Origin of the sequence: Allgaiera indica, assembly GCF_900106675.1 — a bacterium.
Classification (GTDB): Bacteria; Pseudomonadota; Alphaproteobacteria; order Rhodobacterales; family Rhodobacteraceae; genus Acidimangrovimonas; species Acidimangrovimonas indica.
Genome location: NZ_FNOB01000040.1, coordinates 1 through 13,414 on the forward strand (window position 1 = coordinate 1; position 13,414 = coordinate 13,414).

The window sequence follows — 13,414 nt, forward strand, 5'->3', positions numbered from 1 at the left end:
ATTGGCAGAGAAATGATATCAATCAACCCGATCAGCAGGTGCAACGAGTAGCTTAATTTACGCCAGATCCTGTCCAAGAGACGGGGAGTAGCTCAACATTAGTGCCCGACATCGACCGCATCCGTAATGTTGTCATTAAGAATGCTCGCGGGCACGTATTGTTCGAGCACGGTCAGCCGGCTCGGGGCGAGCCTGCACACGTCGCAATAGAGCCTTTACAAATCCTGACACCTGAGGCGGTCAGGTCATTCGAAACGATCGACTATGGGCCGGGATGGCCTGAGGTTGGGAGGCGGCTGATGTCACGCTTGATTAGTGGCGAGGACATGCGGCCAGATGGATGGGTGATCGTCCAACCGAATGTCTATCGCTTCGCTGTCGTGGATGATGGTCAGTTTGTCGTGCGGACCGTGATCCGCGAGTATCTGGCCACAGAGGTTGTCTGGGACCGGTGAGGCAAACAGCATACTGAACCACCCCAAGTTTGCCCGGGGGCTGACTTCAGTTAGTCACGCGGCAATTTTCTCTGCTTCCAGAGCGGCGTAGAAAATCGTCTCTGCTTCCGTCGGCGGGTTGTTCGCGACAGTCTCAAACAGACAGCGGTTGCTGAGCCAGTTCCACCGCCTCGAAGTTGCGTCACCCGCCCTCAGTGTCGATCATGCCGACTCCAGCAGCAAGAGCCTGGCCGCGCCGACACGGGCGTGTCAGGCTCGCGGCTCAGGCGGCGCCGCTCGCGTCGGAGGCCATCAGTTGCTCAATGCGGCGTTCGGTCAAGGCGAAGACGTACTCCATCTTCTCTCGCAGGCGGCCCAGGACAGCCGGATCGGCCGCTTCCGGCTGGCGCGCCTGATATTCGAGGTATTCGGAAAGCTTCGCCATGCCCTGCGCCCCAATGGTGCGGCTGGAACTCTTAATCGAATGGGCCGGCAGAACGGCGTCCTCGATTTTTCCCATTGCGAGAGTTTCTCGGATAGCGGCGAGGTAGCCTGCGGTATCCTTGAGGTAGAATTCGATCAACATGTCGAACTTGCCGACCACTGCACGCGTGGCCTCGAAGGCACCGACATCGACCAGCGGGACCTTTTCGCCCGCGGTGGCTTGTGTCGTTGCCGATTTCGTGCCGCCGGCCGTGCGGGATCCGGTGGCCGCCGGCGCAACGGGCACGGCGGCGGGCGCACGCGGTGGCGCGCTCTTGGGGGGCGGGTTGGCGGCGGGCGTCTCGGCTCGGGGCGTCTGGCTTGGCATGGGGTTCTCCGTTATCGGTTGGATGGCGGCGCGGGCCGGCTCGTCGGGGGTTTCACCCTCGTCCGGTGGCAGCAGTTCCGCCAGCGTGTTCTCCAGATCGTTGATCATCAACGGTTTGGTCAGGAAACCGTCCATGCCGGCTTCGAGACAGCGTTCGCGATCGCCCTTGAGCGCGTTGGCGGTGACCGCGATGATCGGCGCCCGCTTCAGCGTCCCACTGGCCATCAGCTTGCGCAGTTCTGCGGTGGCCTGGTAGCCGTCCATGATCGGCATGCGACAATCCATGAAGATGACGTCGAAGGCTTCGGCACAGGCGGCGTCCACCGCCTTGCGGCCGTTGACGGCGGTCTTCACGGTGAAGCCCAGCCCTTGCAGGACCTCTTCACCGAAGAGAAGGTTGACATAATTGTCATCGACCAGCAGGCAGTTGCGTCCGCGAAAACCCGTCGTCCCGCGCCGGCACTCGCCGGAGCGTGCCTCGAAGCAGGCCGGAGTTGTCTCTGCGTCGTCAGTGCCCGCCCGCAGGATCGAATCCGCCAAATTGCAGGCGAGAAACGGCTTGGTCACCACGGCGTCGAAGTCGCGATAAGAGCGATTGGTCTGCTTTTCGCCCAGCAGAAGATACCACATGTGCCTGGTCGCCGGATCGGACTGCAGTGAGCGCATGATCGCCTTGGCGCGGTGGATGTCGCTGCCTTCGTCGATGATCAGACCGTCGAAGCGCTCGCCCCCTTCCTGCGCCTTGCGAAGCTGCGCCTGGAGCGCCTGGTTGAAGGTGAACAGCTGGTGCTCGATTCCGAAGCGGCGCAGGCTGCTTTCGAGGATTCGGGTCAACGTCGGCGAATGGGTGACAACCGCGATCCGGCTGCGGACCTCGACCGGTTCCATACCCCCTTCTTCCACCTTGAGCGGTAGCGAGAAGCTGAAGGTCGAACCCTTGCCGAGCGTGCTCTGCAAGCCGATGGTGCCGCGCATCTGTTCACAGATGTCCTTGCAGATCGCCAGCCCGAGACCGGTTCCGCCATAGAGCCGGGTCGTCGAGCCCTCGGCCTGGGAAAAGCGCGAGAACAGCTTGCTTACGTTTTCGTCCGAGATGCCGATCCCGGTATCGCTGACCGAGAAATCGAAGATCCGTTGCGCGCCCGTCTCGCTGGGCGGTCGCGCGTGGATCGACAGGACCACCTCGCCCTTCTCGGTGAACTTGATCGCGTTCGACAGCAGATTGCCCAGCATCTGGCGCAGGCGCGTGGGATCGACCTGGACATAGGGCGGCAGGTCGGGGTCGATCTCCATCAGCAGCGAAAGGTTCTTTTCCTGCGCGAGCGGCGCATAGAAATTGGCGATGTCCTGCAGAAGCGGCGGCAACGCGGTGCGCACCGGATCGATGGCCAGCTGTCCCTTCTCGAGCTTCGAGAGATCCAGGATGTCGTTGAGAAGCGAAAGCAGCACCTTGCCGGACGCCTGGATCTGGCGCACGTAGCGGCGGTTGTCCCCGCTTAGCGTCCCGCGTGACAGCAATTCGGCCATGCCGAGGATGCCGTTCAGGGGGGTGCGGATCTCATGACTCATGTTGGCGAGGAACTCGGATTTGGTCTCGTTCGCCTGTTCCGCATGCTCGAGTGTCTCGCGCAGACGCTGGCGTACGCGCCGCTGGAAACGTAGGTAGAAAAGCAGCCCCACCGTCGCGGCCAGGGCGACGATGAAAAGCCCTGCCATCGTCGCCATGAAGAGCCCAAGGCTGCCGGTACGTTCGCGCAACATGGCATGGAGCGATGCGTTACCGGTCAGCGCGACATCTGTCGGCAGTACCCGCGGCGGCAGGATCGATTCCATGATGGATTCGCCGCCGGTCGCGAAGGAAAGCCTGCTTTTCTGCCCGTCGACTGCAAGGGTCGCATGGTGCAGCGCGCTGGTCATCAGGTTGGCCGAGGCCGCTTCGAGCATGCTTTGCAGATCGATCGCGGCATAGACCACGGTGACCGCGCCCATCGCGTCAACCGGCGCCATCGCCTGCATGACGAACAGTCGCTCGTCCCCGAGCCTTGCGAACAGATTTTCGAAATTCGCCGGCTGGACGGCGTAGAGCCGCCCCTCGATGTCGCGCAGCCGGTCGATCAGGGCGTCGAGTTCGGGGCCAGAGGCGAGCTGCAGGGTCGGCTCGCCGACGGCGGTGACAACCTGCTGGGGGCGATCCGAGGTGAAATAGCCCAGCTCCGTCATGTAGGGCGACCAGCGCGAAGCCTTGCTCAGCTTGCGCTCGATCCGGTCCTGGGCACCGGCGGCGACGAAGGAAAACAGATCCTTGACCTGCACATAGACCGCATCCATGTCGGCGCGCACGCGTACCGCGAAATCGCGCTTGTCGCTCTTTACCAGCGATTCGTGTTCGCCATAGGAACGGTAGGCGCTGAACGACAGCGTCGCCAGTACCAGCAGCACAGCCGCCCCGAGACCGAGCAGTTGCAGCCGTACTGCGCGTGTGTTGGATGTCGTGTCCGTCACCATTACCAAACTACCCTTGCTTCGCCGGCGAGGTAGCCGGCCACTTGATTCCCCGACTCGTTGTAGACGAGACGGTCAAACGAATAGTTAGCGGCCCGGGCAATGCCGCGGCCGCAGCGCGCCGCCGCACGGGCTGGATCGCTGGCGAGAAAGGGTTTCCAGGTGAAGCCGGGGCCGTTGTCCTTGACGACGAACAACGTGCCGCCCTTGCGGCGCATCGCGGTCGCCTCGACGATGCCCTTGGCATAGCGGGGATCATGGGCGCGCGCCTTCAGCGCCTCTTCCCAGCCCCCCTCTGCCAGCAATCGCGTCTTCTCTTTCAACCCGAATCTTAGCACCCCGTGCTCGACGGCGTTCTGGACCAGCTCGTAAATGCCCTGGATCGCGGCGTCGGGTTCATGGTGCAGACTCGCCATCAGGCTGACCACGGCGTCGACCTCGTCAGGGGAACGCAGGCGAAAACGCGCGACCTCCATGTTGCGAAAGGCGGACTGATGGGAGCCAAGTTCGTGGCGCACGCGCTCGTTGCGCTCCACTTCCTGAAGTGCCGAGTTCATCACCGATGTGACCAGTCCGGGGGCGGGCGGCTTGGTGAGGTAGTAGAATACGCCGGCGGCGATCCCCGCGGTCATGTCGTCGTCAGAGTTGGCGCCGGTCATCATCACGACGGGGATGTTGCGCGTCGCGTCGATTCGCTTGAGGCTGCGCGTCAACCCGACGCCGTCCATCACTGGCATCATGAAGTCGGTCACCACGATATCGGCGCGTTGGGCATCCTCACGCATCATGGTGAAGGCCTCGGCGCCATTCTCGGCGGTCTCGACGGCGTAGCCGAGGCTTTCAAGCATCCCCGACAGCACCAGAAGCGAGCTGCGATCGTCATCGACAAGCAGCACGCGACGCTGACGCTTGCCGACGGTCTCGGGCATAGAAGCTGTCATTGCGTTCATGTCAGCGCTCCGCGAAAGAATAGCTAAAGGCCTTGCGTACCGGGCTGAGCAGGTAGGCCAGCACGGTCTTCTGCCCGGTTATGATGTCGGCGACGAATTCCATTCCCGGCGAGATCCGCGCCGCCGGCGCGTGATTGGGGCTGGTGCCGGACAAGCGCAGCCGAACCTTGAAATACTGCGCGCCGCCCGGATCGCGGAAAGCCGCCGGAGAGATCGAATCCACCGTCGCGTCGATCCACCCGAAACGGGTGAAATCGTAGGTGGAAACCTTGACCTGCGCCGGAAGCCCCTCGCGCACATAACCGATCTGGTTGACCGCGATACGGGCCTCGGCGATCAGATCCTCGCCCTCGGGCACGATCGTCGCGATCTTCTGGCCGGCTTCGACAACGCCGCCCAATGTCGTGACATCGAGCGATTTCACGCGCCCGTCAACCGGGGCCCGAACGGCGAGCCGTTCCAGCCGCCGCCACTTCTTGCTGCGCTCTCCCTCGAGGGCGGCAAGGGCGTTGCGCGCCTCTTCGAGCCTGCGGGTGCGCTCGGCGCGGGTCTCGGCGCGGAAGGCTTCGAGGTTGCGACGCGCCCGTTCAAGCGTGTCCGCCGCCACCCGTCGGCGTTCCTGCAGTACCCGCCCCTCGTTGTCGGCCCTGGCGCGGGCATTGCGCCGCTCGGCCAGCAGGTTACGGGTCGAATAGCCGCGAGCGAAAAGCGCCTCGGTACGGTCGAACGCGTCCGCAAGATAGAGGCGTGTCTCCTGGTTGCCCTCGATCTGGCGTTCGACGACGGCGAGATTGTGCCTTGCCTGGTCGATCTGGCTGTCCAGCAGGGCCCGGCGCGCGCGCTCCGCATCGGCATCGGCGGTGAAGCCACCTTGGGCGGCAGTGCGAACGCGCACGTCGTCGATGGCTCCGAAATCCGGGTTCTTTCCGGTCAGCAGCGCTTCGAGAGTCGCGATACGGGCGCGCATGCTCGCGCTCTGTTCGTCGAGGACGGCCGTGTCCTCGACGCTGGTGGCGTCCTGCAGCCGGACCAGGGGCTGCCCCTTCTGGACGTGCGCGCCCTCCCTGACATCGATCGACTGGACGATTCCGCCCTCAAGATGCTGGACCACCCGCTCGAAACCCGAAGGCAATATGGTGCCCTCGGCACGCGAGACCTCGTGGACCATGGCAAGCGCGGACCAGACGATGAAGGTCAAGATTCCACCCGCGATCAGCAGGCTCGTCCGGCGCACGAAGGCCTGCGGCACGGTTTCCTCTATCAGGATCGGGCGGGTCAACTCGGCGGCGAAATCCTGCGGGGCGGACGACGCGCCGCGCCATTCCGCACCCGTCTCGCCATCGGCGTCGACCGACTTGGCCGCGGCTGCGGTGTCGGACCGGGTTTGATCTGCGCCGCTACGGCGCCGAACCGCGATACGCTTCACCGCGATCCGTCCGAGCACGCCCCCCTTCGGCTTCCCGCTGGCGCGCGCACCCGCGTCCGTGTCGGCGCCGGTTTCCTGCGCCTCGCCGGCGCGATCCATTTCTTCTTTGTTCATGCGGCCCTCCCGATCAGGGTGGTTGGGGTGTTGACGACCGGGATCTTGCCGTAGCGAAGCGCCACGAGCCGGTCGGCCATGCTGAGAAGATCCGAGCGATGCGAAACGAACATCACCGTGCGCTCTCCGCGCGCGCGTTCGACGAGTGCGCGGATCAGGTCGCCGACGCCCTCGTCGATGACACCGTTGGGGATCTCGTCGACGAGGATCAGGCGGCTGTCGATCATCAGCGCCTGGGCAAAGGCGAAACGGAAGGCGAAGGCGGATGAGCCGAACGGCCGATCGCCTATGACGTGATCGATGCCGCCGCGCAGCGCCCCAATCTCGTCCTCGAGCCCGACCACGCGCAGGATCTTGTTGATCTTGGCGTCATCGGCGAGCGGATCGGCGAACAGAAGGTTCTCGCGCAATGTTCCGGCAAAAAGCTTCGGATATTGCGGGACGTAGCTGATGCGCGCGCGCAGGTCGGCGAAGCGCAGCTGGCGGGTATCGACACCGTCGATCTGGACCGCGCCCAGCGACAGATCGGCCATGCCCATGATCAGCTTGAGCAGTGTCGTCTTGCCGGCACCGTTGGCGCCGGTGATGCCGATGATCTCTCCGGGCACGATCTCCATCTCGAGGCCGACGAAGACCGGACGCGTGTCGGCGCCGCGAAAGCCGGTGTTGAGAAAGCTGACCGCACCCTCGACCCGGCGCAATTCGGTATATTCGCGCTTTTCCTCTTCCTCGGCCGGGATGTCCATCAGCGTGTTGAACTGGCGCACGCTGTTGGTGAGCTGCGTGATGCGCTGCGCCGACAGGCACAGAACGTGATAGGGCGCCAGCGCGCGAAAGCCCAGGATGGTCACCGCCAGCAGCCCGCCCGCGCCCAGGGCACCGCCCCACGAAAGCACCGTGCCGAAGGCGAGGAGCGCCATCGAGGTGGCGGTCATGATGAAGGTCGAACCGGATTCACCCAGCCCGCCGATCATGCGTTGCAGGAATTGCGCGCGCTGTTCGCGCCGCGCACGGCGGATGACGCGGTCGGACCAGCGGTGCTGCAGCCCGGCCTCGCGGATCGCCTGACGCTTCTCGAAGGTCTCGATCGCCAGCCGCTGCATCTCGGTGGTTTCCTCCGCCGCGACGGAACTTGCGATGCGCATCTGTCGCGCCAACAGCACGTAGAAGGCCAGATGCGCGAAGACGCCCGCGATCGGCACCAGCGCCAGCCAGCCGCCGATGATCGCGATCGCCGCGATCGACACGAGGCTGCCTGGCACGTCGAGGATGGCCCCGAACAGCGGCCCCGAAATGAAGCTGCGCACGCTTTCGAAGCTGCGCACCCGCGCGGCCTGGTCGGTCACCGCCGCGCGTTCCGACAGGGCGGGCCGGATCCGCAGGATACGCGCGAAGGAGGCGACGCTTGCCAGATAGTCGAGCCGCGCCGCGATCCACGCAAGGACGCGCACCCGGTAGAGCAGCAGCGCGATCTCCAGCGCGATGACGAGCGCCATCCCCGCGATCAGATCGGGCAGCGGCGCCAATGAGCCGAGGCTGATCACCTGCGCATAGATCTGGATCGTGAACAGCGGCAGCATGACCCCGGCAAGGGCGAGCGCAAGGCTGAGAAGGACAAGTGCGGTGCCGACCTTCGAAAACTTGGTCAGGATGGCGCGAAACCAGCTGTGGCCAGTATGACCGCGCCAGGCCTTCGAAACCGGATGGGTTTCGGTATCGAGCGAGAAGGACCACAGCGACAGCCGATCGGCCGTCGGCGGGTCGTCGCGAAACCGGCGGATGCGGCCGGCGCCATCGATGCTGTAGCGTTCGCCCGCGTGATCGAAGACGACGAAGGCGCTGCCGTCTGCCGCGGTGGCGAGAACGGGAAGACGCTTGGTCGCCAGCGTGTCGACCGGCCCGGCGATGCGGCCGCCGCGAAATCCGAGATTGCCCATGCCCTGGACCACGTCGTCAGCGGACACTGGCGCGGTGCGGTTCTGCAGCGCGGCGATCAGGCGCTTCATCGTGAAGTTGCGCCGGCTCAGGAGGCCGAGCGCACAGAACAGTCGCTCGAAGCGGCTTTCGGTGCAGTCGCGCCAGGCACTGCGGCGCAGCAGGCGATGGAGGCGGTCTATCGCGCTAGAGAGGTGGTCTATATGGCGGCTCGTCTCGGCTGCGGCATCGGCCGCGACAGCGGCGGTGGAAGTCGCCGCGGCGTCCGGCTGCGCATCGGCGGCACCCGCCGCCCGCGGGTCTTTCATGGGCAAGGTAATCCCGGTCATAGCGTCAGGTCCCTGTAGGCCACGCGTGCCGAGCGCACGGCGCCGAGTGCGGGCGCGAGGCGCCCGTTGCGGTCAAGATGGAAATGCCGGCCGGCACGGTCGATCAGGTTCGAATCCTCGGTCACCGCGATGATCGTCGCCTGTCCGCGAAGCTTGCCGATCAGCCGGTGAAAGCCGGCATAGGCGGTCCGGTCCAGGCCCTGGTCGACGCGGTCGAACAGGATCAGCCGTGGCCGCGCGGCAAGCGCGCGCACGATCGAGAGTTGCTGACGAAGCCCCGGCGGGATGGTCTCGCTCGCGCTACCAAGAAGCTCGGTGTCCAGGCCTTGTGGAAGGCGGTTGATAGCCCCCTCGACCCCAAGCATCGTGGCCACGGACATGGCTTCTTCGACTGAAACCTCGCCGAACCGGGTGATGTTGTGGCGGATAGTGCCCCGGAACATGACACCATTGGGCGGCACATAGCCCACGCAACGGTTGAGGAGCGCCTGCGGATAGACCTGCGGGGGTTCGCCGTTGATCTGGAGCTTGCCGGCGGTCGGCGCCCTTATGCCGGCGAGCAAATGCATCAGGGCGGTGTTGAGGGGCTCCGCCGGTCCCGCAATGGTGACGAACTCGCCTGGATGTATCTCCAGGTTGGCCCCCCGGATCCCGGTGGCCTGCGCGCCGGTATCGTCATTCTCGCTGCCCAGGCTGTCGGCTTGTCGCGTCCCGGCCGCCTCGGCCGGGTGGTAATCGAGATTTTGGACCGAAACGCGCCCCTCGTTTGCAACGTTTAGATCGGCGCGCGGACGGGTCGAACAGCGGCGCGTGGTGATATCGTCGATCCGCTCCTGGGCGCTGCTGACGTCGCGCAATTGCACGATGATGAAAATGGCGCGCTGCAACGGCCCCATGACCCGCCCGCCAAGAAGGACCAGCGCCGAAACCGCCCCCAGGGTGGACTGCCCCGAGGTCACTGCGAAGGCGCCCTGTGCGAGCATCGCGGCGACGATCACCTGATTTGCGATCGGGGCGCTGTTGAGCATCTGCCCCACCAGCCGTGCCGCACGGTTGTTGCCGGCGGCGAGACGTGCCTGGAGCTTCTCGTAGCGACGCAGGATATGTTCCTCGATGGCGAGCGTCTTGATCCCGTGCATCGAGCTGAGCATGACGAAGAGGAAGTCATAGCGGTCCTCGCTGCTGCGGCTGTTGGCATTCACCGCTTGGCGAAGGGCGGTCGATCGGCGGTAGAAGATGGCGCTGAAGACCGCCAGGAGCAGTAGCGTAATCATCCCGGCCGTTGGCAAGATGTAGAAGATCAACAACAGGATGACCGGCAGGAACAGCAATTCGACGATACCGACGAGAACCTGCCCGTTGTATTTCTCCTTCGTTTGCTGAACCGCGCCGAGATATTCGAGACTGCCGGCCGAGCGCATGGGCCGCTGATCGATATCGCTGGTCGCGACGCTGGCGAGCACGCGGCAGGTCATCATGGCGCCGTAGCTCGCCCCGGCCTGCGCGATCATGTATGCGCGGGCGAGACGCAATAGCATCTCCAGCAAGGCGGAGCCCAAGACACCGAGGCTGAGCATGGCGAGTGTCGGGCTGCTCGGACTGGCTATGATGCGATCGAAAATCTGGGTTGCCGCGATCGGAATCGACAATCCCAGCACATTGAGTGCCAGTGTCACCACTACGAGGGTGACCACAGGCAGTTTCCAGTGCGATGCGGACCAGACCGTCCGGTTCGCGATTGCGGACATTATGTCTCTCCCGTCGGCCCCGCCTTTCTAAGCGCGGCGATCTGCAGTTGTCGGGCGTGCCCGCCCGGGAATGACGATCCCGGCATTTCGAAGGGTCGTCCGCGTGGGTTGTCTGGGCCGGTCCCAGCTCACAATCGGAAGAGATCCCCTCCGAGGTCGGTGCTGATCGAGCCGGCAACGGCGGCGAGGTCGTCGACGGCGGGATCGACCAGGTCGTAGCTCGCCGTGCTCAACGCCGCGTCGGGGTTCTCGAGAAGCGCCGGGTCGCCTTCCACCATGCCGGGATCCGGTGTGGTCTCGGCATCTGGTAGAAGCAGGTCGTAAAGGTGGGCGTCGCTGCCGGCACTGCCTGCATCAGCGTCGGCCGCGGTCAAGATTGCCGCATCGATGTCCAGCAAGACGATATCCGGTGCGGTGAAGATCTCCGCGTCGATTGCCACCGGGTCATCCATGACGGCGACATTCAAGGACGCATCGACCGGCGTCGTGTCGGCAAGCGGATCGGTGACCGCGTCGGTGACCGCGTCGACGGTGTCCGCGGCGGTATCGGTGGCGGGCTCCGGGGTCGCGTCGGGGGTCAGGATGTCGGCCTCGGCGGTGATGTCGATATCGCCGACCAGGGCCTCGACCGGATCGAGGGTGACCTCGGCGGTGGCGTCGATCCCGGCGAGGCTGGCGTCGAGGACGATGTCACTGTCGGGCGGCGTGTCGGTGCCGTCGCCCGGGGCCGGCGCGCCCGGGGCGAGGGCCTCGGCGAGCGGGGCGGTGCCCGCCGCGACGGTGTCGGCCGTGCTCTCGACGGTGGCCTCGGCGGTGTCCGCGGCGGTGACCGCGTCGACGGTGTCCGCGGCGGTATCGGTGGCGGGCTCCGGGGTCGCGTCGGGGGTCAGGATGTCGGCCTCGGCGGTGATGTCGATATCGCCGACCAGGGCCTCGACCGGATCGAGGGTGACCTCGGCGGTGGCGTCGATCCCGGCGAGGCTGGCGTCGAGGACGATGTCGCTGTCGGGCGGCGTGTCGGTGCCGTCGCCCGGGGCCGGCGCGCCCGGGGCGACGGCCTCGGCGAGCGGGGCGGTGCCCGCCGCGACGGTGTCGGCCGTGCTCTCGACGGTGGCCTCGGCGGTGTCCGCGGCGGTGTCGGCAAGCGGATCGGTGACCGCGTCGGTGACCGCGTCGACGGTGTCCGCGGCGGTGTCCGCGGCGGGCACTTCCTCGGGAACCTGCGGCGGCGCGGTCTCATCCAACGGATCCGGCAGCTGATCTGTGACCGGCGGGGTGTCCGGAACCGGAATTTCGACGGAATCAGTAAAGTCACCGACCGTGGGGATGTCATCGACCGCCGGGGTTTCGGGCAGTGAGGGCTCCTCCGGGTTGATGATAGCAGGCGGTTCGACCGCCTCAGGTGGTGTGAAGGGCTGGACGGTGTCTTCGATCGCCGGAACTTGCGGCAAGATCGGATCCGGAACGCTGGCGACGATATCATCGACAAGTTCGCTCAGCTCGGCGACAGGGGTCGCCGGCTCGATCGTCGGGGATTCTGTTTCGGAGGATAGACCCGGAACGACCCCGTCCTCTGGCAGGGTCGTCTGGCTTTCGTCGACTGCGCCTTCGGCATTCGGATCCTCGACTTCATCCGTCGCGGTACCCTCGGATTCAGCGGAGCTGGCATCCTCGGTAACAGTTTCGCCGCCGTCCGCCGCATCCTCGGAGGCGCTGCCGTCGAGCGGGCCGGGCAGTCCGCCGTCGTCAACGCCGGCATCGGTGCCGTCAACGTCCTGGCTGGGCCTATCGGCGCCCGCGCCGTCATCGACAACCGGCGCCTGTGCTGGGTTGAACGCCCCGGGAGCGGTAGCCGGAGCGGCGCCCGGCGTGGAGTTGGGCGCGGTGCCGGCGGAGCCGGCCGGTCCGGAGACATCGGCGGCGTCCGGGGGGGGGGCGTCAGCGGCATCGCCGAATTGCGGCGCATCCTCGCCGCCCCGGAGCGGCGTTCCCCGAGACAGCTGCGAGGGGTCGGTGCCCGCCTGCGGCGCCGTGGCGTCGAGCGCTTCGGAATTGCGGGTTTCGGTCGAGGAAGCCGTCGTGGCGACCGTATTGGTGAGGCCCTCGTTGCGAACGGAGGCGGGGTCGGAGCCGAGCGTGTCGGATGTGACCGCGCCGTCGACCGCCGCACCTTCGGCAGCATTCATGCCGTTGGCCAGACTCGCTCCGTCGGCGCCATCGAAAGCGTCATAGAGCTTGGATTCCAGAATGCTGTTGGGGTCCACCGGTTTGTCTGCCAAGACGATTCCTCTCGTTTGCGTCGCGGAGCAGACTGCCGGGAAGAGATGTACCAAAGGTAAAGAAGTCCAGCCTCGTTGAACGCCGGAGACAGCGAACCCAGCGTTCTCGTTGGAGGCCTCGACGATACTGGAGGGGACCCCCAGCATCTCCGCCAGGCGGCGTGCCCGGACACTCTTGCCGATGCCGGGCGGGCCATCGAGGATCATCGGCGGGATCTTGAGGATGCCATCGCCCAAGTTCACCGCACGGCGCGTCGCGTGCCTGACGACTTCCGTCGCCGGCGCCAGCCAGCGATCGCGGCTCGCGTTTTCCACTCAGCTGGGGGATCTTCTGTTCTTGACGCACTTTGGGGCCTCCCCTTCAGCATTCTCCGAGGAATGCGAATATTGTGCCCGATCAGATCGGTTGGGCTCTGCTGCACGAATCGGATGACGGGCGAGGCTCCCCTTTTCCCGGACGGATTTATCCCGCGGTCTCGGTGACGGGTCTGCCGAGGGCGGGGGAGCCGTTCAGGATGGCAATGCGGGCCCGGATTTCGGTGACCTGCCGATCGAGGTCCCGGGCCATGAGCCGCTGGCCCAGCAGTTTCACTGCAGTGCATCCAATCGCCGCAAAAACGATCCCCGGGATCGTTTTCTGATCCGGCTCATATCTCGACGCGGCTTCGGCGGTGATCTCTGCTCCATCGTCGCCAGAGTGCCCGGCCAGGGTATCTCGCGGCGCGCAGGGCCTCGTTGCGTGCCCTGGCACCGGCAGTGATCAGCCTCCGGGGCTTGGCGTTCCCGCGGGTCGGAATGACGGCATGAGCGCCGCGGCCGGCGGTGGCGTCATGGCATTTCCGGGTGTCATACGCGCCGTCTGCCGTGACGCTGCCGATCTCCTGAT

Annotated in this window: 7 protein-coding genes and 1 pseudogene; 1 reads left to right on the forward strand and 7 read right to left on the reverse strand. The window is 65.6% G+C overall.

What is annotated here, in order from left to right; translation table 11 throughout:
• Window positions 1-299 precede the first annotated feature (299 nt).
• Window positions 300-455, forward strand: coding sequence for a hypothetical protein (locus BLV97_RS21330; protein ID WP_160169166.1), 156 nt, complete (start codon window positions 300-302; stop codon window positions 453-455).
• Between the two features lie 262 nt (window positions 456-717).
• On the opposite strand, the gene BLV97_RS19720 is transcribed toward BLV97_RS21330, so the two are convergent.
• From BLV97_RS19720 to BLV97_RS19750, 7 genes and pseudogenes are all read right to left on the reverse strand, one after another.
• Window positions 718-3,750 (reverse strand): hybrid sensor histidine kinase/response regulator, encoded by a 3,033-nt coding sequence (locus BLV97_RS19720; protein WP_051645960.1) that lies wholly within the window; start codon window positions 3,748-3,750, stop codon window positions 718-720.
• Window positions 3,750-4,676: a response regulator gene (locus BLV97_RS19725; RefSeq protein ID WP_035840752.1), complete on the reverse strand. Its 927-nt coding sequence runs from the start codon at window positions 4,674-4,676 to the stop codon at window positions 3,750-3,752. The genes BLV97_RS19720 and BLV97_RS19725 overlap by 1 nt, the downstream gene beginning before the upstream one ends.
• Before the next feature lie 22 nt (window positions 4,677-4,698).
• Complete coding sequence (locus BLV97_RS19730) at window positions 4,699-6,237, reverse strand: HlyD family type I secretion periplasmic adaptor subunit (protein ID WP_081824981.1); 1,539 nt, start codon at window positions 6,235-6,237, stop codon at window positions 4,699-4,701.
• Complete coding sequence (locus BLV97_RS19735) at window positions 6,234-8,480, reverse strand: ATP-binding cassette domain-containing protein (RefSeq protein WP_176992671.1); 2,247 nt, start codon at window positions 8,478-8,480, stop codon at window positions 6,234-6,236. The genes BLV97_RS19730 and BLV97_RS19735 overlap by 4 nt, the downstream gene beginning before the upstream one ends.
• A 17-nt stretch (window positions 8,481-8,497) precedes the next feature.
• Window positions 8,498-10,249 (reverse strand): ATP-binding cassette domain-containing protein, encoded by a 1,752-nt coding sequence (locus BLV97_RS19740; protein ID WP_081824980.1) that lies wholly within the window; start codon window positions 10,247-10,249, stop codon window positions 8,498-8,500.
• 128 nt (window positions 10,250-10,377) lie between these two features.
• A complete protein-coding gene (locus tag BLV97_RS19745; protein ID WP_143037593.1) occupies window positions 10,378-12,843 on the reverse strand; it encodes a hypothetical protein in 2,466 nt (821 codons plus the stop codon).
• 148 nt (window positions 12,844-12,991) lie between these two features.
• Window positions 12,992-13,414: pseudogene (locus BLV97_RS19750) on the reverse strand (transposase); the annotation flags it as partial.

Bases quoted from the DNA above. Each gene is read 5' to 3' on its own strand.
- BLV97_RS21330 (WP_160169166.1), top strand. From the start codon at position 300: ATGTCACGCTTGATTAGTGGCGAGGACATGCGGCCAGATGGATGGGTG.
- BLV97_RS19720 (WP_051645960.1), bottom strand. From the start codon at position 3,750: ATGGTGACGGACACGACATCCAACACACGCGCAGTACGGCTGCAACTG.
- BLV97_RS19725 (WP_035840752.1), bottom strand. From the start codon at position 4,676: ATGCCCGAGACCGTCGGCAAGCGTCAGCGTCGCGTGCTGCTTGTCGAT.
- BLV97_RS19730 (WP_081824981.1), bottom strand. From the start codon at position 6,237: ATGAACAAAGAAGAAATGGATCGCGCCGGCGAGGCGCAGGAAACCGGC.
- BLV97_RS19735 (WP_176992671.1), bottom strand. From the start codon at position 8,480: ATGAAAGACCCGCGGGCGGCGGGTGCCGCCGATGCGCAGCCGGACGCC.
- BLV97_RS19740 (WP_081824980.1), bottom strand. From the start codon at position 10,249: ATGTCCGCAATCGCGAACCGGACGGTCTGGTCCGCATCGCACTGGAAA.